This window comes from Christiangramia sp. 3-2217-3z, from assembly GCF_051195275.1.
GTDB classification, from domain to species: Bacteria; Bacteroidota; Bacteroidia; order Flavobacteriales; family Flavobacteriaceae; genus Christiangramia; species Christiangramia marina.
Window position 1 is genome coordinate 327,670 of record NZ_JBNJLI010000001.1, and the last position, 23,920, is coordinate 351,589.

A 23,920-nucleotide genomic window follows, 5' to 3' on the forward strand; every position below is an offset into this window, starting at 1 on the left:
ATCACGCAGTAGCTTGCGGTGCCCAGTGACTGCATAACATTCCTGGCGCGGCCTTTTGGGGATTCGCACAGGTTGGACTTTCATATCTGGCACAATTAAGGCAGTTCTTCTCATTTTTAATAGACGCTCTCATTTGAAAACTGTCGCAGGTATGCTGAACATTGACCGCGGTCTCATGTTTGGTACAAAAATTATTCTGAAAATTGTCGCAATTGGTGCAGCTGTTTCCTAATCTAATACTCATAATCGATTCATTTTAAACTAAAGATAGCGAGCAATGCATTAAGAATGAATTTAAATATCTGTAAGCCATATAATTAGATAAAGGTGTAAACTTTTGCGGTCTTCTATTTCTTATAGGAGATTTATGTTTTGTTAAGTGGAATACTTCATTGATTGTCACTTATAAACCATATCTTTGCATGCAATTAAATCCCTAATTGCAATGATCGCACACGATTCCAAAATTCTAGGTGACGGACTAACTTATGACGATGTACTTTTAGTACCGGCATATTCTGAAGTTCTCCCAAGAGAAGTAAGTATTCAGTCAAAATTTACACGCAATATTCCAATTAACGTTCCTATCGTTTCCGCAGCGATGGATACCGTAACCGAATCCAGAATGGCAATTGCCATGGCAAGAGAAGGTGGAATTGGCGTACTTCACAAGAACATGACGATCGAGCAGCAGGCTTTGAAAGTTAGAAAGGTAAAGCGTGCAGAAAGTGGGATGATCATAGATCCTGTAACCCTGCCAATTACAGCCAAGGTTGGAGATGCTAAAGATTCCATGAAAGAACATAGCATTGGAGGAATTCCAATTGTAGATGATGCCGGGAAACTTATTGGAATTGTAACCAATCGTGACCTAAGATTCGAAAAGAATACAGGAAGACCTATACAAGAGGTAATGACCTCAGAAAACCTGGTAACAGTTTCTGAAGGGACTTCACTGGAGGATGCAGAAGTTATTCTACAGGAAAATAAAATTGAAAAACTTCCGGTCGTAAATGCTGAGGATAAACTGGTTGGTTTGATCACGTTTCGTGATATCACCAAGCTTACCCAAAAGCCAATGGCGAACAAAGATACCTACGGAAGACTTCGCGTAGCCGCAGCGGTGGGTGTTACCGGAGATGCAGTGGACCGCGCTGAAGCTTTAGTAAATGCAGGTGTGGACGCCATCATTATAGATACCGCTCATGGTCACACTAAAGGAGTGGTGCAGGTGCTTAAAGAAGTAAAAAAGAAATTCCCAGATCTTGACGTAGTTGTTGGAAATATAGCTACCGGAGAAGCTGCTAAATACCTGGTAGACGCAGGCGCAGATGCTGTTAAGGTGGGAATTGGACCAGGTTCTATTTGTACAACGCGAGTTGTAGCTGGAGTCGGTTTTCCACAATTTTCAGCCGTACTGGAGGTTGCAGCAGCAATCAAAGGTTCTGGCGTACCGGTAATTGCCGATGGAGGAATTCGTTATACCGGAGACATCCCAAAAGCGATCGCTGCAGGTGCAGATTGCGTGATGCTTGGTTCACTGCTCGCAGGAACTAAGGAATCACCGGGTGAAACGATCATATACGAAGGTCGTAAATTCAAGTCTTATCGTGGAATGGGATCTGTTGAAGCTATGGAAAAAGGTTCGAAAGATCGATACTTCCAGGATGTGGAAGATGACATCAAGAAACTTGTACCAGAAGGGATTGTTGGAAGAGTTCCTTATAAAGGAGACCTGGAAGAAAGTATTCACCAGTTCATTGGTGGGCTTAAAGCTGGAATGGGATATTGTGGTGCAGGAGATGTAGAAACCTTGAAGGAAACTGGAAAGTTCGTAAGAATCACAGCTGCCGGAGTTCACGAAAGTCATCCTCATGATGTAACGATCACGAAAGAATCTCCTAATTACAGTAGATAATTTAAGAAATTGAAATAAAAAAGCCCCGCAAGTTGCAGGGCTTTTTTTATTTGAAATGATTAAAATTTCTAGTTTTCTGTAGTAGTAGATCCGGCTGCCTGTTGAGTAGTTTCAGGTTTTAATTCTATACCCATTTTTTCCATCACTTTAAGCGTGATATCATCCTGTTCTCTTGAGAATGCAAGTCCGCCAGAACCAGAATGAAATATTTGAGTATAACCTTCTTCCTGGATCACTTCTTTCATTGCTGTATCGATCTTTGCATAAAGTGGACCGGTTAGTTCACTTCTTTTCATTTGAAGCATTACAGATGCTTTCTGTCTAAAGCCTTTGATCTCATTCTCCATTCCAATGATCTCGTTTTCTTTTTCTTTCTTGACATCATCTGTAAGACCTACATTGGTTTCCTGGTATTCCTTTACCGCTGTTTCATATTTCCCAATAGTGTTCTTCAGGTCGCCCTGAAGCTCTTCGTTGTAAACTTCCAGAGATTTATTTACATCAGCATTTTCTGGCATTTGAGCCAGGATATATTCTGCGTCAATAGTTCCAATTTTTGATTGTGCGTTTGCAGAAACTACTACAAATAGCATTAAAATGGCAATACTTAATCGTTTCATTCTAAATATTTTTTCGCAAATATAACAGGCTGAGGTAAATATCAGCTATCCTTCAGAAAAATTAATTATTTATCGAGCACACTTTTACCTTCTTCAGCAAAAGCTTTGAAGTCTGTCATGAATTGTTTTGATTGCTTTTTAAATGCTCCGGGCATCATCATTCCAATAGCTTTCATAAATCCTGAGAACCTGAACTCATTATGCGTGCGCCACAGCGTTTTCCCAGGTTCGATCTCCTCGAAATAATTTGCCTGTTGGTTAAATACACCTTTAGCGATATAAGTGGCTTCATATTTTTGAGGGAGTTCGTTGGCGAGTATGGTCTCGGTCATTTCGATCTCACGACCATTCATCTTGAACTTCAGAAGATTCTGAGAGCCTTTTTCTCCAAGTACTCCGTTTATGGGTTTCATGAAAATAAAACCTTCCTGCCAGTGTTTAAGACTATCCGGATCTGAAAATTTTTCTATGACCTCGTTAAGAGGTTTGTCGATCACAATTTTCTGTTCGTATTTCATATGATTTTGCGTTAGCTTCAGTCTAAGATACTACGGAAATAAAAATCTTTCAGAATTTATAATTTCGTAGGTTGCTTATTCGTTAAGCCTTTAGCTTGCAGAACCTCAAGTAATTGTTATTTTTGCGCGGATAGTAAGTTTAGTAAGAGCTGAAGGTGTTTTCAGCTTAATAAAAGAGGTGCTTAAACGATTGATTTTGAATAGACGTTTTTATTGGTTTTATCTTGGATTGTGCTCATTGCTGTTTGGCAGTTGTGAGTATTTTCAGCAAACCGATAACAGGGTACAGGTAGTAAGAGTCAATGATTCTTATTTATACGAGGAGGATATACAATCTCTTATTGATGAAGATACTTCTCCTGAAGACAGTTCGATAATCGTTGGGAATTACGTGACTCGCTGGGCGACTCAGCAATTGTTGATAGACAGGGCAAAACTCAATTTACCAGGAGAGCAACAGGCAGAATTCAATGCCCTTGTGGAGAACTATAAGAATGAGTTGTTTACCAATGCATATACAGACGCTATTGTCACCCGGGATCTTGATACCTCCCTCAACAAGAACGAGATCGAAGCTTATTATAAGAAGAATGGGGAAAATTTTATTCTGAATGAGGACCTTGTAAAACTCAGGTATATTAATCTTCCGAAGAATACGAACAACCTTGATGAAATAAGAACTAAATTTCGTCGCTTTGATGTTGAAGATCAGGACGCATTAAGCAATATGGCGATTCAGTTTAAAAATTACAGCATGAACGATTCTGTTTGGGTGAAAACAAAATCTGTTTATGATAAAATTGGTCCGCTTTCTGTAGAGGATCGGTCAAAGCTATTGCGAAATTCAAATTTCCTGGAGTTAAAGGATTCATTAAATGTGTACCTTGTTTATGTGAACGATGTACTGGCAAGAAATGAACAGGCTCCTTTAGATTATGCTTCAGCAACCATTCGCGAGATTTTACTGAATAAAAGAAAGCAGTCGCTTATTAAAGAATTAGAAAAGGATATTACTAAAGATGCAATTAAAAATAATGAATTTGAAATCTACAATTAAACCGCTATTTTCAGGAGTGTGCATGATGTTCACGGCTCTTGGATTTTCACAGGAAGTGATCGTAACAGATAGTACATCGATCCAGCCAGATGCTGAGGTGAAGAAGGTGGAAAACGAAATGCAGGGGAAACAGCGCATGAAAGTTGATGGGATCGCTGCAGTAGTTGGAGAATATATCATTCTTGAAAGTGATATCGACCTGATGTATAAGGATATGCAGTCACAGGGAATGACCACGGCAGAGGTGAATGATTGTAAGCTGGCTGGTTCTCTAATGGAGAACAAATTGTATGCGCACCATGCAATACAGGATAGTATCATCATTAACGACAACCAGATAAATGGGATCGTTGATCAACAGATACAGGGACTGCAGCAACAGGCTGGCTCTATGGAGAAAGTGCTTGAATTCTACAAAAAGGATAGCGAAGCCGAATTGAGGGATGAGATCTTTACACTTACCAAGCAAAGACAGCTTGCGCAGCAAATGCAGGAAAAGATCATTCAGGATCTGGAAGTTACTCCGGAAGAAGTGAGACAGTACTACGTGCAAATGGATGAAAAGCCAATGTTTGGTACTGAAATTGAACTTTCTCAAATCGTAATCGAACCTGAAATTCCTCAGGAAGAAAGTCAGAAGGTTATAGATAGATTGAAAGGTTTTAAAGCTGATATTGAAGAGAACGGTTCAAGTTTTTCTACCAAGGCAGTTTTATATTCCCAGGATCCAGGAACTGCTCCAGATGGAGGTAGAATTACACTTACCAGAAAAGATGCCTTTGTAAAGGAATTTAAGGATGTAGCCTTTAGTCTTCAGGAAGGTGAGGTTAGTGAACCTTTTGAAACTGAATTTGGTTACCATATTATCCAGATCGACAAGATTCGTGGACAAACCGTAGAACTTAGACATATATTGTTGATTCCAGATGTAACGAATGCATCTGTACAGGCAGCGAAAGCTGAAATCGATACCTTAAGAAGTAAGATCGTAAAAGGGGACTTAAAGTTTGCGGCAGCTGCTCGTGAAGCTTCAGATGAAGAAGAAACTAAAACTGAAGGTGGGAAACTGATCAATCCAAGAACTGGTGATACCAGATTTGAACTAACCAAGATCGATCCTAAACTATTTGAGCAGGTGGAATCTTTAGATGAAGGTGAAGTTTCCCTGGTTCTTACACAACAGGACAGGACAGGAAGACCTCAATTCAAGATCATCAAGGTTACTAAGAAAATTGAGGAGCACGAAGCAGATTACGCAACAGATTATCTTAAGATCAAGGAACTTGCGCTAAGAGACAAACAGCTAGATGTCATCGAGAAGTGGCAAAAAGAGAAGATCGCAGATACTTATATTAAAGTAAACGGAAAATACCGTGATTGTGATTACGCTAACGACTGGTTAAAACAATAATGCATGTCTGACGTTGCCCTGATAGAAAACCTGGTAAAGAAACATGCCGAACTTAGAACAGAGATCGCGAAAGTGATCGTTGGTCAGGATGAGGTTGTGCAGCAGGTTTTACTTTCTATATTTTCAGGGGGACACTCATTATTGATCGGAGTTCCAGGCCTTGCAAAAACGTTGATGGTCAATACCATCGCTAAAGCGCTTGGTCTGGATTTCAAAAGAATACAATTTACCCCAGATCTTATGCCCAGCGATATTCTAGGATCAGAGATCCTGGATGAAAATCGCAAATTCAAGTTCATAAAGGGTCCGGTTTTCACCAATATTTTACTGGCAGATGAGATCAACCGTACTCCGCCAAAAACTCAGGCAGCTTTACTTGAAGCCATGCAGGAACGAGCTGTTACGGTAGCCGGTCATCATTATAAGCTTGATAAACCCTATTTTGTTCTGGCTACGCAAAACCCGATAGAACAGGAGGGAACCTACCCTTTGCCTGAGGCCCAGCTGGACAGGTTTATGTTTGCAATAAATCTTGAATATCCAAGTTTTCAGGAAGAAGTGGATGTTGTCAAATCTACGACCACAGATGTTCAGAAAACAGTGAATCCATTATTTAATGCATCAGAAATATCTGAAATTCAACAAGTGATTCGGCGTATCCCGGTACCGGATAATGTTATAGAATATGCTGTGAGACTGGTAGGAAAAACAAGACCTGGCAAAGATGCTTCAGATTTTGTTAAGAATTATATTGATTGGGGGGCGGGACCAAGAGCTTCTCAGAATTTAATTCTGGCTGCCAAAACTCATGCCGCAGTACAGGGTAAATTCTCACCAGATATTGAAAATGTTCAGGCGGTTGCCATTGGAATTTTGAGACATCGTATCATTAGGAATTACAAAGCAGAAGCTGAAGGGATTTCTGCTGAAAAAATCATAAAAAATTTATTCTAGTGATCAATATTCTAGAGCGCTATAAAATTCTCTTTTCTATACTTTTTTTGATCTTGCTTTTGGGAATAAGTTTTTTGCTAGCATAGCAGGACTGGATGAATCTTCAGCATTTATCCTGAGATTTGTATCCTCTGTATTTTTATTCGGATTCTGGATCATCATTCTCCTGGATATGATTCTGAATAAGCTACGTGACAAAACATTCTGGATCCTGTCCATGTTTTTTATTGCTTTTATGGCTCCTGTAGTTTATTTATTCCGAAGACAAAAGTCGCTCCGCGAACCTGCCAAATATTCGATATAGACTTCGGAAGTTATCGAATTCTTAGAAATCTATCCTAAAATTCATTTTTATTGAATTTTATATCGTAAAAATTACAATTTCAGAAATAATTTACAGCGATTTCTGAGTATTGCTCCTTATTTTTAAAATCGGTCTAAATTTCCTATTTTTGCAAGACTTTTTTAGAATAAAAACAAAACAGAATATGGCATACGATATTGATATGATTAAGAAGGTGTATAGCCACATGGCTGAACGTGTGAATACAGCACGTGAAGTTGTTGGTAAACCTTTGACGCTTTCAGAAAAGATCCTTTATTCTCACTTATGGGATGGGAGTGCTAAAGAAGCATTCCAAAGAGGTAAGGATTATGTAGAATTTTCACCGGATAGAATTGCTTGTCAAGATGCGACTGCGCAAATGGCATTATTGCAATTTATGCAGGCAGGTAAGAAGCAGGTAGCTGTTCCTACAACTGTACATTGTGATCACCTTATCCAGGCGAAAATGGGAGCTGCGATAGATTTGCAATCTGCAAATAAAAGTAGTAGTGAGGTTTTCGATTTTCTGGAATCAGTATCAAACAAATATGGAATTGGTTTCTGGAAACCAGGTGCAGGTATTATCCACCAGGTTGTTCTTGAAAACTATGCATTTCCAGGTGGAATGATGATTGGAACCGATTCTCACACGGTGAACGCCGGTGGATTAGGAATGGTTGCTATTGGAGTAGGTGGAGCAGATGCTGTAGATGTAATGGCTGGAATGCCTTGGGAACTTAAATTTCCTAAACTTATTGGAGTGAAGTTAACCGGAAAACTTTCTGGTTGGACTTCTTCTAAAGATGTGATCTTAAAAGTTGCAGGTATCCTTACTGTAAAAGGTGGTACCGGAGCAATCATAGAATATTTTGGTGAAGGTGCGCGTAACCTTTCCTGTACTGGTAAAGGTACTATCTGTAATATGGGTGCTGAAGTTGGAGCGACAACTTCTACTTTTGGTTATGATGACTCGATGGAGCGTTACCTGAGAGCTACCAACCGTGCAGATGTTGCAGATGCAGCGAATGAAGTACGTGAGCACTTAACTGGTGATGAAGAAGTATATGCAAATCCAGAGCAGTATTTTGATGAATTGATCGAGATCAATTTAGATGAATTAAAGCCTCACTTAAATGGACCATTTACTCCAGATCTTGCAACTCCTATTTCTGAAATGGGAGCGAAAGCGAAGGAGCATGACTGGCCAATCAATGTTGATTGGGGTCTGATTGGTTCCTGTACGAACTCATCCTATGAAGATTTAACCAGAGCAGCTTCTATCGCAAAACAGGCGGTGGATAAGAAAGTAAAGGCTAAATCTGACTTCGGGATTAACCCGGGATCTGAACAAATTAGATTCACGGCTGAAAGAGATGGATTGCTTCAGATCTTTGAAGATCTTGATGCAACTATATTTACAAATGCCTGTGGACCATGTATTGGTCAATGGGATCGTTCAGATAGAAAAGGTGAAGAGAAGAACACGATCGTGCATTCTTTCAACCGTAACTTCTCTAAGCGTGCAGATGGAAACCCAAATACACACGCTTTTGTAGGTTCTCCTGAAATGGTTGCAGCAATTGCAATTTCTGGTAGACTGGATTTTGATCCAACCCGTGATAAGTTAATGAACGAGGATGGTGAAGAAGTAATGTTGGATGAACCTCAGGGAATTGAACTTCCCACAAAAGGATTTGCTGTAGAGGATGCTGGATATGTTGCTCCAAATGAGGATGGAAGCAGTGTGGAAGTTAAAGTGGCTGAAGATAGTGAAAGACTTCAATTGCTTACACCTTTCGAGCCTTGGGATGGTAAAAATCTTACTGGTGCTAAATTGCTGATCAAAGCATGGGGTAAATGTACTACCGACCATATTTCTATGGCAGGACCATGGTTAAGATATAGAGGACATTTAGATAATATTTCTAATAACTGTCTAATTGGAGCTATTAACGCTTACAATGAGAAGACCAACTTTGTTAAGAATCAGCTTACTGGTGAGTACGATGGTGTGCCGGCAGTACAGAGAGAGTACAAAAAAGCAGGGATTCCAACCGTTGTAGTAGGAGATCATAACTATGGTGAAGGTTCTTCCAGAGAGCACGCAGCTATGGAACCAAGACATTTAGGTGTTAAGGTGGTACTTGTAAAGTCCTTTGCTCGTATCCATGAGACAAACCTTAAGAAACAGGGAATGTTAGGTCTTACTTTCGCAAATGAAAGTGATTATGATCTAATCCAGGAAGATGATACTTTCAACTTTATAGATCTTGAAAACTTCGCACCAGATACGCCTCTTACTATAGAGATTGTACATGCAGATGGAAGTAAGGATACCATTAAAGCTAATCATACTTATAATCAGCCACAGATAGAGTGGTATAAGCATGGATCTGCATTAAACCTTATTAAAAAGGAGAACGCAGCATAAGCATTTAGTTATATAATTCTAAAGAACCTCAGGAGTAATCCTGAGGTTTTTTGTTTTTCGAGAATTTGTGATGATTTGGAGTCTTGAATTTTTAGTTACTATTCAAATTGAATCAAGATGATCACCGTCCAAAATGTAATTTTTCCGTTCTTTGCAGGACTTAAGCAATGCTATGAAATTATTCAAAAATCAGTGGTCAAATATTATTATTATCGTGATAATTCTGGTGATGGTGATTCCTCAAACCAGGAAGCCGGTTCAGATCTTTGTAAACAAACTTATTTCCTTTGCACCTTCTGTAAATGATGAAGAGGATCAGGAGAAATTAGCCAGTTATGATTGGGTACTGGAAGATAAAAGAGGTAAGAGAATAGAATTTTCTAAATTTGAAAATGAAGTTATCGTAGTCAATTTCTGGGCAACCTGGTGTCCGCCATGTATTGCAGAAATGCCAAGTTTCCAGGAAGTTTATGAGGATTATGGTGAAAAAGTACGTTTTGTATTTGTTTCAGGAGAACAGCATCAAACCACAGATAATTACATGAAGCGTAAACGTTTTACTTTACCTTCCTATAAGATGCGGACTAAAGCACCTGAGCCAATGCTGGGTAAAACGTTGCCAACTACTTATGTGATCTCAAAATCAGGAAAAATTGTGATCGACAAAGTTGGGTCTGCCGACTGGAACTCGGACAGCTTTCGAAGCACTCTTGATAAATTGCTGAAAGAGTAATTATAATTTATTGAAGAAAGATTTTAAGAACTGCGGGTGAAACATGCTTTGCATGATCTTGATCTCTTTGGAAAATGTGGTTTCTTCATCCAGAAATTTGAATATATTCTGAATACTATTTTTCGTATAGAACTTAGTGAAGAATGATTCACCAAGATCATTCCGCTTTTCCAGAACATCCAGAAATATCGCATCATACCGCTGAAATCTTTTGCTGAACAAACCTTGCGCTGGCTTCTTACCACTTTTGATGTTTGACAGTAACTTGCTTACTTTTCGTTCAGTACTCTTAAATGAATAGCCTGAAGATGCCTTTACCCAACCACCAGCCGTTCCTATCTTCGTAACATGTTTGGAATTATGCTTATGGAAAGGGTAGTCGGTCATTGGAATTACGCCCGTTTCACTTTCAGTGATGCTGTAATTATCAATTTTTAAAACTTCCCGAATATATTTTTCTAGTTGCTCATCATATACTTTTTCTTCGGTTAGAAAAGGAGTAAAAAAGGTAAACTCTATAAGAGCGTTTTTAGGAAATACTGGTAGGACATAAGTAAAACAAGTGCTGTTCTTGTATTTGCTCCGATAATCCATCATTGTAAAGCGGTCAGGGTCAAATTGAGCTTCCTGAGTTTCAATATAAATCCCTTTAAAGTGCTGATAGATTTTGGCGCTACCAGAATCATCTTTATAAGCATGTGGTGGTCTGCTGTCAAAAAAATGAGTAGCGGTGTAAGAATCTTTCTTGCCTAATGCAGTACGTGTAACTTCATCGATCTTACTAATCTCATCCTGAATGAAGTATGTGTCAGGATCCTTTGTTAATTCGCATTTCGCATAATCATAAAAGTCGATGGACCTTAACATCTTATAGGAATACGGTGCAAAATCCAGTTCTTTCTCTACAGAATCTGCTATAAATAATCCTTGCTGCCATTCCTTCTGAATAAGCTCGTCCCATTTACCTGAACCTTCTTCCCAGAAGCACCAGGTTTTGTCGTTTTCATCTTTGAGCGAAGGATCAATAATCGCAATCTTTTTTCCTTTAAAGAAAATGTCCTTCCTGATTTCAAGAGCAAGCTGTAGCCCAGCCAGTCCACCACCAACGATGATGTAGTAATAGTCTGGCGTGATCATTTGGGGGTATATTTTATTTTCTGAAATATTTGAAAGGTACGAATAGCATTCCGAAGCATTCGCCGTCATCCTTTCCTAAATGTTTATGGTGCATTTTATGCGCTCGTCTTATACCTTTTGCGTATTTATTATTCGCATTTCTAAAGATCTTAAACCTTTGGTGTATAAAAATATCGTGCACTGTAAAATATGTGATGCCATATGCGAGAATCCCAAGTCCAATAGGTAGGCCGAACCATACATCTTCATACCTCCAAAGCAGGAAACACCCAATACTTACAAGAGCGTAAAAAACGAAAAAGAGATCGTTTCGCTCCCACCAGCTACTGTGATCTTTGTGGTGGTGATCCTTATGCAATTTCCATAAGAAACCATGCATCACATATTTGTGTGTGAACCACGCCATTCCCTCCATCATCATAAAGGTTCCAAAAAATACTAATAGCCATAATATCACTTGCATCATCATCAATTATATTAAATTCAGTCTATAAGAAATATAGGATTTTGCCAGTAATCCTGCCTTTTGATAATTAGGAACACGAACCCGGCAATTTTTAATTTCCAAAGATGGCACGTTTTTAAGTTTCTGAAGTAGTTTTCTATAATATATATAAGCAGTATACACACCAAACTTCGCTTCTACCGGAAGATGAGCGATCCCGCTAAGACCTTTACTGAAGTCTTCTTCAATTTCAGCAACAATCTGTTGTTTATTTACTTCGTCTAATTCTGAAAGGTCCACATTTGGGAAATAGGATCTGCTAAGATCTTCATAATCTGCCTTAAGATCCCGTAGAAAGTTCACTTTCTGGAAAGCCGAACCTAGACTCATAGCCGATGATTTTAACTCCTCGTACTTCGCCTGGTCACCTTTTACAAAAACTTTTAAACACATAAGACCAACAACATCTGCACTGCCGTAGATATACTGGCGATATTCTTCCATGCTCAGGTATTCAGATTTATGCAGATCCAGTCGCATACTATCCATAAATGCCTTGTAAAGCTGAGGTTCTATATCGTAACGGTGAACCGTTTCCTGAAAAGCATTTAGAATAGGATTAAGAGAAATCCTTTGATCCAGCGCCTTATATAGATCAGCTTCAAAATCTTTAAATAATAAATCCTTGGCATAATCATGAAAGCTATCCACGATTTCATCAGCAAATCTTACAAATCCATAAATATTATAGATATCCTGCCTGATAGTGGGGGCCAGCATCTTAGTGGCCAGACTAAAAGAAGTACTGTAGCTATTGGTAACAGTTTTGCTACAGGACCGGGATACCGTATCAAAAATCGCCTTCATAAATTAGTTTTGTTCATTTTGTTGTATCAGTCCAGCTGCAAGTTTACCAGATATAAGGGATGGCGGTACACCCGGTCCGGGAACGGTTAACTGCCCGGTAAAATATAATTTTTCCACCTTTTTACTTCTAATTTTTGGTCTTAAAAATGCTGTCTGGAAAAGTGTATTTGCCATTCCGTAGGCATTCCCTTTATAGGAATTATAAGCTTCCTTGAAATCCTTTACACAAAAGGATTCCTTAAATATAATATTTGTTTTTATTTCCTGCCCTGTAAGCGCCTGAAAACGTTCGATTATCATATTAAAATAACGTTCCCGAATCTCATCGGTATCTTCGAGATCTGGAGCAAGAGGAATTAAGAATATTCCTGCTTCCTTTCCTTCCGGAGCTACGGTATCATCAGTCTTTGAAGGGAAACTGGCATAGAACAGTGGATCTTCAGGCCAGGCAGCTTCATCATAGATGGCTTTTGCATGATCCTTAAAACTACTATCAAAAAATAGTGTATGGTGAGATACATTCTTCAATTTCTTATCAAAGGCTACATAAAACAGTAGGGACGAGGGTGCAAACGTTTTCTTCTCCCAGTACTTTTCAGAATACTGTCTATCGAATTCCGGAAGTAAGGTTTCTGTATGATGATAATCTGCACCAGAAAGAATGATATCTGCAGGATAAAGTTTCCCGTCTATTTTCAACGCTTTTGCTGCACGATCTTCAGTAGTAATAGCCTCGACATTAGCATTGAGCTGAAACTTTACGCCTAAAGACTCTGCGAGCTCTTTAATGCCTTCTATAACTTTGTACATCCCTCCATGAGGATGCCAGGTGCCCAATCCAAAGTCGGCATAATTCATAAAACTATAAAAAGCTGGAGTATCACTTGGTTTTGCTCCCAGAAACAATACTGGAAATTCGAGAATCTGTCTTAGTTTCTCATTAGAAAACTCTTTGCGAACATCTCCGCTAATATTTGTAAAAAACCGGCCTAGTCTTGTTGCGGTCGCAGTTGTTACAAGTTCCATTGGAGAAACTCCAGGACGATAAACCAGATCTTTAATGGCTATATCATAATTGTCACGTGCTTTGGCAATGAATTTCTTCAGTTTTTCAGAACTTCCCTTTTCAACTTCTTCAAAGGTCTCATAGATCTCTTCAAGGCTACCCGGAATTATAACGGAATCATCTTTACCGAAGTAAACTTCATAAGCTGGATCTAATTTGTTCAGCTGAAAATAATCTGAAGCTGATTTTCCGAAGTCAGAAAAGAAACGTTCAAAAACATCTGGCATCCAGTACCAGGTTGGACCAATATCAAAAGTAAACCCAACACGTTTCAATTGGCGGGCTCTACCACCTACCGTATCATTCTTTTCGAATACTTCTACCTCGTAACCGGCTTGAGCCAGGTAGCAGGAAGCTGCTAGAGATGAAAAACCGGATCCTATAATATTTATCTTTTTTGGCATTGAGGATTTTTAGAGACTATTTATAAAATCTTTAATGGATGTCTGTACTTTGATGTTTTCAGGAAGAGTGGCCTGATCTATTTCTTTTGTTCTTTGTCCAAATAACAAGAATTCTCTTGGTTTATCCCGGCATAACTTCTCCTGGAACTCATTTATAAATTCTGAGACATCTGTATTTACAGGTGAGATGGTAAGATAACTTACGAATACCGGATCATTATGGATTTTCATCAGGTAATCCATATTGTCTAATGGTAAGCTTGGACCAACATAGATAACATTTTTACCTGCGTTTAAAAGCTCATAGTTGAGATACAAAATCCCAATATCGTGGATTTCATTGTAAGGAAGAAAAAGCACATATAATTTGTCATTATTCTCTTCCTCGCCGTTAGATTTTAGTTCGGCTATATTGATATATATCTTTTGTTTAATAAGCTCTATGATGTAATGCTCGTGAATAGGTTTGATGGTATCAGTCTGCCAAAGCAGCCCAATCTCTTCAAGCAGCGGAATAAAAACATCGTAGAAAACATCTCGAAATGATAATTTTGAGACCAGATCATTATAGGTTTTCTGAAACAATCTGTCATCAAAATTCATCATCGCGAGCTTGAGAGCATTCTTTGCTCTGTTCTCAACACTTGAAGATGCTGAAATTCGCCTAACAAGCGCATGAACTTCGTCTTCTTTCATTTTGGAGATCCGTGAAATCTTGTATCCATGAATATTCAAAAAAGAAATATTGAGTAGCTTCTGCAGGTCTTCACCATCATAAGTACGAATATTGGTATCTGTTCTCTCAGGATCAAGAATATTATATCTCTTTTCCCAGATCCTTATGGTGTGGGCTTTAATTCCACTTAGGTGCTCCAGATCCTTAATACTAAAGTTTTGTTTGATGTGTTCCATACTTCTTTTAAGCTATTAAACAAATCTAAACAATATTTAGAGTGAAAATGATAGAGAAAAGTTAAAATGTTTAATTAAATGTAATTTATATTAAACAAAATTGAGATAGGATATAAAAAAAAGCCTCAGCGGCTAATTGTAATTTTTTGGAAAGTAGTACCCGAGGCGGGACTTGAACCCGCACGCCCTAATGGACACATGGCCCTCAACCATGCCTGTCTACCAATTCCAGCACTCGGGTATGAGTTTATGGAATGCCTCCATAAGGCTGGTCAACAAGTTTCGATCAAAAGATCGAAGCGAGCAAAATAGTGATCTGGCTGGGGCTCGAACCCAGGACCCTCTCCTTAAAAGGGAGATGCTCTACCAACTGAGCTACCAGATCTTGAACAATAAAATATGAACTTATTTGTGATCTGGCTGGGGCTCGAACCCAGGACCCTCTCCTTAAAAGGGAGATGCTCTACCAACTGAGCTACCAGATCATTAAAAAGCATCCGTCTTTTTGCGAATGCGGGTGCAAATATACATGCATTAATTTATTTTTCAAGACATAATTGCTATAATTTTACCATAGTTTTGCCTTTTGCTCATTTTAAGTGATTTACAGATGAAAATTTTTTTGATTGGATACATGGGAAGCGGTAAATCAACCGTTGGAAAACTACTATCTGAAGAGTTAAACCATAAATTTTATGATCTTGATAACGAGATCGAAAAAGAATATGACTTGGCGATCTCTGAAATCTTTGCGAGAAAGGGAGAGATCTTCTTTAGAAAAGCTGAACGAAAGATGCTGGAGAAATTAATATACCTTAATGAGGACGCTGTAGTTTCTCTTGGAGGAGGAACTCCGTGTTATGGTGACAACATGGAGCTTATAAAAAATGCAGATTCGGTACGATCTATTTATCTCAAGCTGAACATTCCAACCTTATTGGAGAGATTGCAACGTGAAAAAACAGACAGGCCAATGATAAGTCATTTGGAAACTGAGGAGCTGCTGGAAGAGTTTATCAGAAAGCATTTGTTCGAAAGAGGCTTTTATTACAATCAAAGTGAGCTAATTTTAGATTGTGATGATAAAGATCCTTCAGAAATCACACGGGAATTAGTGAGGACTTTAAGATAACTCTACACGTTCATGATCCTTTTCAAAAATAACTTTTACTGTTTCGCTTAGAGAGGTCGATAGAGATAGACCTTTAAAATCGGCTTTCACCGGGTAGCGTTTGTGATTCCTGTCTACAAGCACTGCGGTCTTGAAATTTTTAATTGGAACGTCCAGAAAATATCGTACTCCATAAATAAGAGTGGAACCTGAATTCAATACATTGTCCACCAGGATCAAAGATTTGTTTTGATATTCTTCGGGCTTTAAGGAAACAATTATAGGATCTAATGGTGATTTTTTGTTGATCACCACCTTACCCAAAATAGTTTTTAAAGGTGAAATTTCCTGAAGTTCTTTTTCAAGTTTCTGAGCTAGAATATATCCATTACTCGCGATGCCTGCGATAATAATCTCTTTCTCGTCCACATTACTTTCATAGATCTGGTAAGCTATTCTCCTGATTTTATGCTTGATCTCGTCCTGGTTTAGAATTGAATGCTTAGCTTTCATAAATTACTTTTTTCGAAATTTGAAGAATAGTTCAGTCCCTAAACGAGGTTTTATGGAATTGTATGCTTTCTCCAGAATTTCAATATGATAATACGGACTAAAATAAGTTAAATATTCTTCACGACTGCCGCCAAAAGGTGGGCCGTCTTCCTTTAATTCAAAATTGAATAATAAACCTGCCAGTACTCCTCCAGATCTTAGAAGTTCACTGGTTTTTTGAGCATATGCACTTCGTTTAGTAACCGGTAACGCGCAGAAAAAGGTTTGCTCCAGGATTAGTTCGAAGGAATTCTCAATTTTAAAAAAATCCTGGTGCAGCATTTGGTCTTCAGGAAATTCAGGATTGCGAAGTGAAAATGAGTTTAAAGGTATTTCAGCAATATCGCATAGAAAGACATTTCTAAAACCATTTTTAAAAAGGCATTCTGCTTCATAAGCATTGCCTGCTCCTGGAATCAGGATTTTTAGATCCTTGTTCTCAATACCATCTGCAAATGCCTTAATTGGAGGGGAAACAGCTCCCAGATCCCATCCAGTTTGATGATTTTTATATCTACTGTTCCAGTAATTTTTAGTCATCTTTTTTCTTCTCTAAACCATCATCCTTCTTTTCGTCTAAGCCGTCATCTGTATTTTCAAACCAATCATCAATATCACGACGGTCCTTCTTCGTAGGGCGGCCAGTACCTTTCTTGCGGTAATAGTCCTTGGAGTATTTTAAAAGATCCAGTTTCTCAAAGGCTTCTTTCGGGGTGATATCATGAACATAGATATTTACAAGTTTCGCCCCAACACGACTTTTGGGGAGATCGAGGATTTCCAGCTCATAATTGATCTGGTTTTTCCGAACCCTTAGTTTATCACCAGGGAATACGTCCTTGCTAGGTTTCAGAATCTCATCGTTCAATCTTACCTTTCCTTGCTTGCAGGCAGTTGTTGCCAGACTTCGGGTTTTAAAATAGCGTACGCACCACAAAAACTTATCAACTCTCATACTTATACCTTCAAATCGCCGTTCAATATTGAACAAAAATACAAGATTATTGTATCTTGCGGCTCCAAAATAAAATTCTGATGAGAATAAACAAATTGATGCTGGTTGGTCTTACGGCTTTTCTTGCATTTGCATGTAATAATGATGATGATGGCGGTTTGGCCCGGGTTGAAGTTCGTGACCGTACAGAGGTTGCTGTCGAAGACGACCAGGCACTTTTAGAATACCTGTCAACGCACTTCTATAACTATGAAGACTTCGAAAGTCCTTCTGAAGATTTCAACTATCAAATCGTATTCGATACGATTGCAGGTGAGAATGCAGATAAGGAGCCGATCATCAATTCAGATAAATTGATAACGAAAATTGTTAATCATGAAGGTGTAGACCAGAATCTATATGTCCTCAAAGTACGTGAAGGTGCTGGAGCGAAACCTACCTTTGCAGATTCTACCTTTGTTACTTATGAAGGAGAACTTCTAACAGGAACTGTTTTTGACTCTAACTTAAGAAATCCTGTTTGGTTTAATCTTTCACCATATTTTGGAATCGTGGATAACCGTGTAACACCTCTTGGCGGAGTTATAAAAGGATTTCAGGCTGGATTGACTGAGTTTGGTTCAGCTACTGGTTTTGAAGTGAATGCAGACAATTCTGTAGAATGGAATAATGACTACGGGATTGGTGCTATTTTCATGCCTTCCGGGTTGGCCTATTACTTTAATTCACCGGAGACGATACCGGTTTACTCACCGCTCGTTTTTCAAATTAGTAGTTATGTGGTAAACCAGGCAGATCATGATAATGATGGTATCCCTTCATTTATGGAAGATCTGGATGGAGATAACGATGTGACTTCGGATGATACAGATGAGGACGGACTTCCAAATCTATCAGATCCAGATGATGATGGTGATGGTACTCCTACAAGGGATGAAATCGAAATTACTGAGGATGGAACTTTGATCTTAACTGATTCAGATAACGACGGAACTCCAGATTACCTGGATCCAGACGTGTTTCAATAGTGGAATAGCTATTATAAATGGAAATAAAAAAACCTGGCGATCGCCGGGTTTTTTTATTTTCCGCCCGCAGATTGTAAGTCCAGAATACAAGCATCATCCAACTGAGGAAGATTATTATTGTCTATAGTGTTGATGACTCCGCTACCAAATTCAATACTGGCTTTCATCAGGCATTTATCAGTAATGCAGTGTGCGGTGTTATTTGGGTCCTCGTGATCTGTGACCGGCTCAATGCCCAGGTTGACCAAACCAAATAAATGACCAAATTCATGATTTAAGGTCGCGGCCTCAATAATTGCTTTACTCGGTGCGTTGAACTTGCTTGCAAAGTTTTTGATTGTTTCCCCGTAGAGGATGATTGAAGTATTTCTGAATGCGGTACCCAGAGTGATCTTAGTTTCAGAGTCGTTGATCTTCTTGCCAGCTGCAAAATAGATCCAGACTCCAATTTCATCGCCTACAGTATAAACCGTTCGTGTGCTGCTTTCTACGGTTCTCAAATCATCTTCATCGAAAGGAGTGAGTCCGGAACTTGCTACAGAGCGTAAAATGATGGTTATTCCATCGGGTTTGTAAACCCTGCTTTCCAGAAAACTTCTGAAGGCATCGATTGCTGCAGTCTCTGGTCTAAATCCCTCAGCATAGACGACTTCAATATTCATTGAAGTAAATTCGGTATCACTTAATAGCTCTGAAGCAGATGAACCGGTAACCTTTAAGTTAGCCGCTTTATTGTTTCCTTCTTCGGAATCATTATCAGAATCCTTACTACACGATACAGCGAGGCTGCTCAGAAACAGGATTAAAAAAGCTTTGTAAATTTTATTCATTCTGTATTAGATCTTGCGCAAAAATATGAAAAATAACGAGTTAGACTTTTTTCAGAATCGCCAGGTAATCATAATGTTCTCCTTCAAAAACGATCTCACAAGAAAAATTGTTGTTGTTTGCTGCCTTCTGAAGAATTTCTTTATCGACATATAACCAGTCAAAAGGATCTGAAGTTTCTCCCTTGTAACTCAATTCATAAGTGAGTTCCCCGTAATATTCTTCGGAATCAATAAACTCGTCATCGAAAAGATAAGTAAGATCTGAAGAATCAAGAATCAGCTGTCCGTTATCATTCAAGAGCTCATGACAGTGCTGAAGGAAATCATTGATATTATCAAGTTTTCCAATGATCCCGGTTCCATTCATCAACATAAGAATGCTATCAAATCTTTCCGAAGAGATCTTATAGAAATCCTGAACAACCGCATTGTTGAGTCCGCGCTCTTTTGCGATCTCTATAGCTCCGGAAGAAGTATCTATAGCCTTAACCTCCAATTTGCGCTCATTTTGAAGATAAAGGGCATGACTGCCGGCCCCGCAACCAACATCAAGAATACTGCCTATGCAAAGTTTTAGTGCTTCCTGTTCGAGCTTTGGCATTTCTTCAAAATTCCGAAATAGATAAGCGACGGGAATTTCATCATTATCAAAATCTGGTGAATGTACCGTGATGGGAGTTTCATCTTTTTCTTTGTAGTAGCCTGCAATGGCTTTGCCGAATATATCCTTATTTTTGTCCAATGGATGAAGAGCTTAAAAGTTTACCTAATCGCGCCAAAGATAAGAAGAAGGAAAATAGAAAATTCTTTTCGCGACTAAAGAAGCGTCCTCCAAAGGATCTGGATAAGCTCATGGTGGAATTGCACGAGGAAGAATTTTCCAGAACCGACTGTTTGCAATGCGCCAATTGCTGTAAGACCACGGGACCTTTATTTACACAAAAAGATATTGGAAGGATCAGTAAACATTTTCGAATGAAGCCCGGGGATTTTATAGACACTTATCTCAGGCTGGATGAGGAGAACGATTATGTGCTACAGCAGGTGCCATGTCCTTTTTTAGGCGACGACAATTACTGTGGAATCTATGATCAGCGACCAAAAGCCTGCCAGGAATATCCTCATACAGACCGCAAGGACTTTCATAAAATATCTTCTATTACTATAAAAAATACTAGCATTTGTCCGGCTGCTTACAATATCGTCGAGGAAATGAAAAAAAGATTAAAATCGTAACACTTAGGTCTAAAAAATTTATATTTTTGGAAAAACCTTAACGATGAAAAGTCTTATTCTTCTCCTGCTTTTGTGTGGGTCTAATCTCTTTGCAAATAACTGGTATACAGATCTCGAAGCAGCGCAAAATGCAGCTATCGCCAGTAATAAATTAATATTGGTAGACTTCTGGGCTACCTGGTGCGGGCCATGTAAAGCTATGGATCGTGATGTTTGGAGTGATCAGGAGGTGCAGGAAGTGATGCAAAACTATATCCCTTTAAGAGTTGATTTCGACACTCAGCGACAATTGAACATGGAGTATGGCGTTAAAGGAATTCCGTATGTGGTGATCATGGATGCCAATGGCAAGGTGATCCATAACAATCTTGGCTATACCAATAAACTGGAGACCATGAGAGTTCTGGAGAAGTTTAAATTGAATACTTCGTTTTTGCAGGTAGAGTCAGCGTATTACAAAAGAAAACCAAGTTACTCCACTGCTCTTAGACTGGCACAGAAATACCTGGATTATAGTTTATACCTGGATAAGGATCTTCGACGACCGATTCTAAATATAACCGAAGAATATCTTAATGAAGCTCAGGATCTGCTGGACGAAAAACAGTCTAATTATAAGATGATTAGTCAGAAACTGGATTTACTAGTCACCAATGTTAATCTCTATCAGGGTAATTACAGAAAGGTTGAAAGGTTTTTAAAGAAGAAAATTAATGAAGAAGAATTGCGTAAATATAACTGGGGCTTATATACATTTCTTAATTACTGCATGGCCATAGAAAATGGTGAAGAGGCACAAATTAGTAAGTGGACCGAAGAATTGGAAAAACTAAACAATTCAGATCTTTATAAAACCAGGGCTAAAAATCTGCAGGAAATTAGCTGATCATCTAAGGGTACATCAAATATTTTTTACGAGTCTTTTGAAAAGCTTCGAGACCTGGCTTCCAGGATTCCCGGATTTCTTCAGCCGAGAGACCTTTTATAATTTGATCTTTCAGTAAAGAAGTTCCAGCCAGTTTCAGGAAGAAATCGTTAAAAAACTGGTCCTGATATTCTGTATTCTGATAAGCTTCCAGCAACCATTCCAGGTTGATGAAATTCAATGTTTCCGCAGTGCTTAAATTGCGCCCGAAACATTCCTTATTCTCATGCTTTGGATATTTGGCACCCTCCATGGACTTTGGAGTATAAGCATAATCGAAATCCTCCTCATCCAGAAAAGGGGAGCCAAAAACCTGGAATTGAAGATTCGTACCGCGGCCGGCATTCACATTCGTTCCTTCAAAAAAGCAAAGACTTGGGTAGAGATTGATCGATTTAGCGTTGGGGAGATTTGGGGATGGTTTTACAGGTAGTTTATACTTCATCGAATGCTGGTAATTCTGCATAGCAATTGTTTCCAGATCACACTGAATTCCGTTATCGAGCCATTTTTCTCCGTTGATCATTTTTGCATATTCAGCAATGGTCATTCCGTGCACTACCGGTACTGGATGCATTCCCACAAAGCTCTGATGTTGTTTTTCGAGAATTGGGCCATCGATATAATGTCCATTAGGATTTGGTCTGTCCAGAATTAGAACCGGAATTCCTTGTTCTGCACAGGCTTCCATGACATAATGCATGGTTGAGATGTACGTATAGAACCTGGCTCCAACATCCTGGATATCGAAGATTAGTAATTCTATGCCTTTCAGGTCTTCAGCAGTTGGTTTTTTATGGCTGCCGTAGAGAGAAATAACCGGAAGGCCACTAATTGGGTCCTTGCCGCTTTTAACGGTCTCACCAGCATCTGCAGTTCCGCGAAAACCATGTTCGGGTGCGAATACCTTTTTTATATGGACTTGCTTGCTTAATAAAGTATCCACAAGATGAGTATACTCTCCATTCTTTCTTTTTACTACGGAAGTTTGATTTCCCACAATCCCGATAGTTCTGTTTGCTATCTTCGGAAGTATAAGATCCATCCTGTTTGCAGCTGGTAAAATTTCAGAAGGAATCGAATCTGAAAGTTTTTCCTGTGTAACTACTTCAGAATTTTCCGAAGAGCTTTCACTATGAGCGTTTCCGCAGGAAAGAATTCCAAAAACAAAGAATAATAATGTACTTTTGACCAACCTCTTAATCATAGCAATTTGAATTTCGAGTACTTTATAGTAAAGCGCCTTATTAGCGCGAAAAAATATAAAAGTAGCATATCTGCTCCTATAATAAAAATAGCGATCACCGCAATTGCTATAGGGGTTGTGATGATGCTTGTGTCTTTTGCGACCGGCCTTGGTTTGCAGGAGAAAATAAGGGTTAAGATCGCTGCTTTTAACGGTCATATTAGTATCTCCAGCTATGATAACAATAGCTCCAAAGTTTCATTAACTCCAGTTTCAACAGATCAGGATTTTTATCCCGAATTCACCAGCGTGGAAGGTATCGATCATGTCCAGGCCGTTGCAAGTACTTTTGGCGTTATTCGAACAGAGGAAGATTTTGAAGGGATTGTGGCCAAAGGTGTAGGAGCCGATTACAAATGGGATTATTTCGAGGAATTCCTTACGCAGGGTAGATTACCCAGCTATTCTGAAAACCTTAATAACGAAATTCTAATCTCTGAATATCTCGCCAACAGGCTTAAGCTGAAGAATGGTGACCGGGTGGCTACCTATTTTATGCGTGATGATAGTGATCTGCCTTTACAGCGTAGTTTTGAAATTGTGGGTATTTACGAATCCGGTTTTCAGGAATTTGATGAGTTGTATATGCTTACAGATATCAGGCATATCCAGAGAATAAACCGGTGGGAAGAGGATGAGATTGGTAATTTTGAAGTTTTCGTAGAAGATTTTGATGAACTTGATTCTAAAGGAAATGAGGTTTATGAGAATACAGGGTCTTTTCTGGATACTCAAACGATCAGTCAGAAATACTACTCGATTTTCGAATGGTTGTCCCTTTTCGATTTTAATATGGCGCTTATTCTTGGTATTATGATCCTTGTTTCAGGAATTAATATGATCACCGCATTATTGGTTTTGATCCTGGAAAGAACCCAAATGATCGGAATGCTGAAAGGACTTGGAGCGGCAGATTGGAGTATTCGGAAGATCTTTCTGTATAATGCCGCTTATCTAATAGTGTTGGGACTCTTCTGGGGAAATTTAATTGGAATTGGTCTGCTGGCGCTTCAGAAATATTTTAAACTGATTCCGCTTGATCCCAGAACTTATTATGTCACCGAAGTTCCAATCTATTTAAGCTGGGATTATATTCTACTCGTGAATATCGGCACTTTGATTCTCTGCATGCTTATGCTGTTAATTCCATCAGTGATCATCTCCAAAATCTCTCCGGTTAAGGCGATCAAATTCGATTAATAATTACAGCTCTCATAGTTGACGTGGTAAAGCTTGGTT

Annotated in this window: 25 protein-coding genes and 3 tRNA genes; 11 read left to right on the forward strand and 17 right to left on the reverse strand. The window is 38.9% G+C overall.

Annotation, left to right across the window (positions count from 1 at the left end):
• Nucleotide 1: 1 nt before the first annotated feature.
• Entirely contained in the window at nucleotides 2–244 is a 243-nt protein-coding gene (locus ACSHZO_RS01555) for a hypothetical protein (protein ID WP_298246352.1), read from the reverse strand.
• Nucleotides 245–445: 201 nt separating this feature from the next.
• Here ACSHZO_RS01555 and guaB point away from each other — a divergent pair, with 201 nt between their 5' ends.
• Nucleotides 446–1,918: an IMP dehydrogenase gene (gene guaB, locus ACSHZO_RS01560; protein WP_298246353.1), complete on the forward strand. Its 1,473-nt coding sequence runs from the start codon at nucleotides 446–448 to the stop codon at nucleotides 1,916–1,918.
• A gap of 68 nt (nucleotides 1,919–1,986) precedes the next feature.
• Here the strand turns inward: guaB and ACSHZO_RS01565 are convergent, their stop codons facing one another.
• Complete coding sequence (locus ACSHZO_RS01565) at nucleotides 1,987–2,538, reverse strand: OmpH family outer membrane protein (protein ID WP_298246354.1); 552 nt, start codon at nucleotides 2,536–2,538, stop codon at nucleotides 1,987–1,989.
• A 65-nt stretch (nucleotides 2,539–2,603) separates the two neighbouring features.
• The gene (locus ACSHZO_RS01570) at nucleotides 2,604–3,056 is read right to left on the reverse strand and encodes an SRPBCC family protein (protein WP_298246355.1); all 453 of its coding nucleotides are present in this window, start codon (nucleotides 3,054–3,056) and stop codon (nucleotides 2,604–2,606) included.
• Between the two features lie 196 nt (nucleotides 3,057–3,252).
• On the opposite strand from ACSHZO_RS01570, the gene ACSHZO_RS01575 reads away from it, so the two are divergent.
• The 5 genes from ACSHZO_RS01575 to ACSHZO_RS01595 all read left to right on the forward strand — a co-directional run bounded on the left by ACSHZO_RS01575 (nucleotide 3,253) and on the right by ACSHZO_RS01595 (nucleotide 9,967).
• On the forward strand, nucleotides 3,253–4,113 hold the full coding sequence (locus ACSHZO_RS01575; RefSeq protein ID WP_298246356.1) for a peptidyl-prolyl cis-trans isomerase: 861 nt from the start codon (nucleotides 3,253–3,255) through the stop codon (nucleotides 4,111–4,113).
• Nucleotides 4,076–5,524, forward strand: a complete 1,449-nt coding sequence (locus ACSHZO_RS01580; protein ID WP_298246357.1) for a peptidylprolyl isomerase — start codon at nucleotides 4,076–4,078, stop codon at nucleotides 5,522–5,524. Before ACSHZO_RS01575 ends, ACSHZO_RS01580 begins: the two co-directional genes overlap by 38 nt.
• A 3-nt stretch (nucleotides 5,525–5,527) precedes the next feature.
• Entirely contained in the window at nucleotides 5,528–6,478 is a 951-nt protein-coding gene (locus ACSHZO_RS01585) for an AAA family ATPase (RefSeq protein ID WP_298246358.1), read from the forward strand.
• A 488-nt stretch (nucleotides 6,479–6,966) separates the two neighbouring features.
• Entirely contained in the window at nucleotides 6,967–9,234 is a 2,268-nt protein-coding gene (locus ACSHZO_RS01590; RefSeq protein WP_298246359.1) for an aconitate hydratase, read from the forward strand.
• Nucleotides 9,235–9,406: 172 nt separating this feature from the next.
• Nucleotides 9,407–9,967 (forward strand): TlpA family protein disulfide reductase, encoded by a 561-nt coding sequence (locus tag ACSHZO_RS01595; protein ID WP_298246360.1) that lies wholly within the window; start codon nucleotides 9,407–9,409, stop codon nucleotides 9,965–9,967.
• Here ACSHZO_RS01595 and ACSHZO_RS01600 read toward each other — a convergent pair whose 3' ends face one another.
• The 8 genes from ACSHZO_RS01600 to ACSHZO_RS01635 form a co-directional block, all read right to left on the reverse strand.
• A complete protein-coding gene (locus ACSHZO_RS01600) occupies nucleotides 9,968–11,104 on the reverse strand; it encodes a lycopene cyclase family protein (RefSeq protein WP_298246361.1) in 1,137 nt (378 codons plus the stop codon).
• A 13-nt stretch (nucleotides 11,105–11,117) separates the two neighbouring features.
• The gene (locus ACSHZO_RS01605; RefSeq protein ID WP_141879178.1) at nucleotides 11,118–11,567 is read right to left on the reverse strand and encodes a sterol desaturase family protein; all 450 of its coding nucleotides are present in this window, start codon (nucleotides 11,565–11,567) and stop codon (nucleotides 11,118–11,120) included.
• Between the two features lie 9 nt (nucleotides 11,568–11,576).
• Nucleotides 11,577–12,416: a phytoene/squalene synthase family protein gene (locus ACSHZO_RS01610; protein WP_298246362.1), complete on the reverse strand. Its 840-nt coding sequence runs from the start codon at nucleotides 12,414–12,416 to the stop codon at nucleotides 11,577–11,579.
• A 3-nt stretch (nucleotides 12,417–12,419) separates the two neighbouring features.
• On the reverse strand, nucleotides 12,420–13,886 hold the full coding sequence (locus ACSHZO_RS01615) for a phytoene desaturase family protein (RefSeq protein ID WP_298246363.1): 1,467 nt from the start codon (nucleotides 13,884–13,886) through the stop codon (nucleotides 12,420–12,422).
• Between the two features lie 9 nt (nucleotides 13,887–13,895).
• Nucleotides 13,896–14,798 (reverse strand): MerR family transcriptional regulator, encoded by a 903-nt coding sequence (locus ACSHZO_RS01620; protein ID WP_298246364.1) that lies wholly within the window; start codon nucleotides 14,796–14,798, stop codon nucleotides 13,896–13,898.
• A 157-nt stretch (nucleotides 14,799–14,955) separates the two neighbouring features.
• Nucleotides 14,956–15,039 (reverse strand) — tRNA-Leu (locus tag ACSHZO_RS01625).
• Nucleotides 15,040–15,110: 71 nt separating this feature from the next.
• Nucleotides 15,111–15,183, reverse strand: a tRNA-Lys gene (locus tag ACSHZO_RS01630).
• 27 nt (nucleotides 15,184–15,210) lie between these two features.
• Nucleotides 15,211–15,283, reverse strand: a tRNA-Lys gene (locus tag ACSHZO_RS01635).
• Nucleotides 15,284–15,408: 125 nt separating this feature from the next.
• Between ACSHZO_RS01635 and ACSHZO_RS01640 the strand changes: the two genes are divergently transcribed.
• Nucleotides 15,409–15,930 (forward strand): shikimate kinase, encoded by a 522-nt coding sequence (locus tag ACSHZO_RS01640; RefSeq protein ID WP_298246365.1) that lies wholly within the window; start codon nucleotides 15,409–15,411, stop codon nucleotides 15,928–15,930.
• Here the strand turns inward: ACSHZO_RS01640 and ACSHZO_RS01645 are convergent.
• The 3 genes from ACSHZO_RS01645 to ACSHZO_RS01655 are packed head-to-tail and all read right to left on the reverse strand — an operon-like array spanning nucleotide 15,922 to nucleotide 17,416.
• On the reverse strand, nucleotides 15,922–16,422 hold the full coding sequence (locus tag ACSHZO_RS01645) for a phosphoribosyltransferase family protein (RefSeq protein WP_298246366.1): 501 nt from the start codon (nucleotides 16,420–16,422) through the stop codon (nucleotides 15,922–15,924). The genes ACSHZO_RS01640 and ACSHZO_RS01645 overlap by 9 nt on opposite strands.
• Before the next feature lie 3 nt (nucleotides 16,423–16,425).
• Nucleotides 16,426–17,001, reverse strand: coding sequence for an SAM-dependent methyltransferase (locus tag ACSHZO_RS01650; RefSeq protein WP_298246367.1), 576 nt, complete (start codon nucleotides 16,999–17,001; stop codon nucleotides 16,426–16,428).
• Complete coding sequence (locus tag ACSHZO_RS01655) at nucleotides 16,994–17,416, reverse strand: RNA-binding S4 domain-containing protein (RefSeq protein ID WP_295182313.1); 423 nt, start codon at nucleotides 17,414–17,416, stop codon at nucleotides 16,994–16,996. Before ACSHZO_RS01655 ends, ACSHZO_RS01650 begins: the two co-directional genes overlap by 8 nt.
• A gap of 80 nt (nucleotides 17,417–17,496) precedes the next feature.
• Between ACSHZO_RS01655 and ACSHZO_RS01660 the strand changes: the two genes are divergently transcribed.
• A complete protein-coding gene (locus tag ACSHZO_RS01660; RefSeq protein WP_298246368.1) occupies nucleotides 17,497–18,444 on the forward strand; it encodes an FKBP-type peptidyl-prolyl cis-trans isomerase in 948 nt (315 codons plus the stop codon).
• Between the two features lie 53 nt (nucleotides 18,445–18,497).
• On the opposite strand, the gene ACSHZO_RS01665 is transcribed toward ACSHZO_RS01660, so the two are convergent.
• Both ACSHZO_RS01665 and ACSHZO_RS01670 read right to left on the reverse strand, forming a co-directional pair.
• Nucleotides 18,498–19,274, reverse strand: a complete 777-nt coding sequence (locus ACSHZO_RS01665) for a hypothetical protein (protein WP_298246369.1) — start codon at nucleotides 19,272–19,274, stop codon at nucleotides 18,498–18,500.
• A 40-nt stretch (nucleotides 19,275–19,314) separates the two neighbouring features.
• Nucleotides 19,315–20,016, reverse strand: a complete 702-nt coding sequence (locus ACSHZO_RS01670; RefSeq protein ID WP_298246370.1) for a class I SAM-dependent methyltransferase — start codon at nucleotides 20,014–20,016, stop codon at nucleotides 19,315–19,317.
• On the opposite strand from ACSHZO_RS01670, the gene ACSHZO_RS01675 reads away from it, so the two are divergent.
• Both ACSHZO_RS01675 and ACSHZO_RS01680 read left to right on the forward strand, forming a co-directional pair.
• The gene (locus tag ACSHZO_RS01675; RefSeq protein ID WP_298246371.1) at nucleotides 20,016–20,510 is read left to right on the forward strand and encodes a YkgJ family cysteine cluster protein; all 495 of its coding nucleotides are present in this window, start codon (nucleotides 20,016–20,018) and stop codon (nucleotides 20,508–20,510) included. The two genes, ACSHZO_RS01670 and ACSHZO_RS01675, sit on opposite strands and share 1 nt — an antisense overlap.
• A 43-nt stretch (nucleotides 20,511–20,553) precedes the next feature.
• Nucleotides 20,554–21,396: a thioredoxin family protein gene (locus tag ACSHZO_RS01680; RefSeq protein ID WP_298246372.1), complete on the forward strand. Its 843-nt coding sequence runs from the start codon at nucleotides 20,554–20,556 to the stop codon at nucleotides 21,394–21,396.
• A 4-nt stretch (nucleotides 21,397–21,400) separates the two neighbouring features.
• On the opposite strand, the gene ACSHZO_RS01685 is transcribed toward ACSHZO_RS01680, so the two are convergent.
• A complete protein-coding gene (locus ACSHZO_RS01685) occupies nucleotides 21,401–22,642 on the reverse strand; it encodes an exo-beta-N-acetylmuramidase NamZ family protein (protein WP_298246373.1) in 1,242 nt (413 codons plus the stop codon).
• 6 nt (nucleotides 22,643–22,648) lie between these two features.
• On the opposite strand from ACSHZO_RS01685, the gene ACSHZO_RS01690 reads away from it, so the two are divergent.
• Nucleotides 22,649–23,881, forward strand: coding sequence for an ABC transporter permease (locus ACSHZO_RS01690; RefSeq protein WP_298246374.1), 1,233 nt, complete (start codon nucleotides 22,649–22,651; stop codon nucleotides 23,879–23,881).
• Nucleotides 23,882–23,920 lie beyond the last annotated feature (39 nt).

Excerpts from the sequence above, each read along its gene's own strand:
- ACSHZO_RS01555 (WP_298246352.1), bottom strand. The coding sequence starts at position 244 with ATGAGTATTAGATTAGGAAACAGCTGCACCAATTGCGACAATTTTCAG.
- guaB (WP_298246353.1), top strand. The coding sequence starts at position 446 with ATGATCGCACACGATTCCAAAATTCTAGGTGACGGACTAACTTATGAC.
- ACSHZO_RS01565 (WP_298246354.1), bottom strand. The coding sequence starts at position 2,538 with ATGAAACGATTAAGTATTGCCATTTTAATGCTATTTGTAGTAGTTTCT.
- ACSHZO_RS01570 (WP_298246355.1), bottom strand. The coding sequence starts at position 3,056 with ATGAAATACGAACAGAAAATTGTGATCGACAAACCTCTTAACGAGGTC.
- ACSHZO_RS01580 (WP_298246357.1), top strand. The coding sequence starts at position 4,076 with ATGCAATTAAAAATAATGAATTTGAAATCTACAATTAAACCGCTATTT.
- ACSHZO_RS01585 (WP_298246358.1), top strand. The coding sequence starts at position 5,528 with ATGTCTGACGTTGCCCTGATAGAAAACCTGGTAAAGAAACATGCCGAA.
- ACSHZO_RS01590 (WP_298246359.1), top strand. The coding sequence starts at position 6,967 with ATGGCATACGATATTGATATGATTAAGAAGGTGTATAGCCACATGGCT.
- ACSHZO_RS01595 (WP_298246360.1), top strand. The coding sequence starts at position 9,407 with ATGAAATTATTCAAAAATCAGTGGTCAAATATTATTATTATCGTGATA.
- ACSHZO_RS01600 (WP_298246361.1), bottom strand. The coding sequence starts at position 11,104 with ATGATCACGCCAGACTATTACTACATCATCGTTGGTGGTGGACTGGCT.
- ACSHZO_RS01605 (WP_141879178.1), bottom strand. The coding sequence starts at position 11,567 with ATGCAAGTGATATTATGGCTATTAGTATTTTTTGGAACCTTTATGATG.
- ACSHZO_RS01610 (WP_298246362.1), bottom strand. The coding sequence starts at position 12,416 with ATGAAGGCGATTTTTGATACGGTATCCCGGTCCTGTAGCAAAACTGTT.
- ACSHZO_RS01615 (WP_298246363.1), bottom strand. The coding sequence starts at position 13,886 with ATGCCAAAAAAGATAAATATTATAGGATCCGGTTTTTCATCTCTAGCA.
- ACSHZO_RS01620 (WP_298246364.1), bottom strand. The coding sequence starts at position 14,798 with ATGGAACACATCAAACAAAACTTTAGTATTAAGGATCTGGAGCACCTA.
- ACSHZO_RS01640 (WP_298246365.1), top strand. The coding sequence starts at position 15,409 with ATGAAAATTTTTTTGATTGGATACATGGGAAGCGGTAAATCAACCGTT.
- ACSHZO_RS01645 (WP_298246366.1), bottom strand. The coding sequence starts at position 16,422 with ATGAAAGCTAAGCATTCAATTCTAAACCAGGACGAGATCAAGCATAAA.
- ACSHZO_RS01650 (WP_298246367.1), bottom strand. The coding sequence starts at position 17,001 with ATGACTAAAAATTACTGGAACAGTAGATATAAAAATCATCAAACTGGA.
- ACSHZO_RS01655 (WP_295182313.1), bottom strand. The coding sequence starts at position 17,416 with ATGAGAGTTGATAAGTTTTTGTGGTGCGTACGCTATTTTAAAACCCGA.
- ACSHZO_RS01660 (WP_298246368.1), top strand. The coding sequence starts at position 17,497 with ATGAGAATAAACAAATTGATGCTGGTTGGTCTTACGGCTTTTCTTGCA.
- ACSHZO_RS01665 (WP_298246369.1), bottom strand. The coding sequence starts at position 19,274 with ATGAATAAAATTTACAAAGCTTTTTTAATCCTGTTTCTGAGCAGCCTC.
- ACSHZO_RS01675 (WP_298246371.1), top strand. The coding sequence starts at position 20,016 with ATGGATGAAGAGCTTAAAAGTTTACCTAATCGCGCCAAAGATAAGAAG.
- ACSHZO_RS01680 (WP_298246372.1), top strand. The coding sequence starts at position 20,554 with ATGAAAAGTCTTATTCTTCTCCTGCTTTTGTGTGGGTCTAATCTCTTT.
- ACSHZO_RS01685 (WP_298246373.1), bottom strand. The coding sequence starts at position 22,642 with ATGATTAAGAGGTTGGTCAAAAGTACATTATTATTCTTTGTTTTTGGA.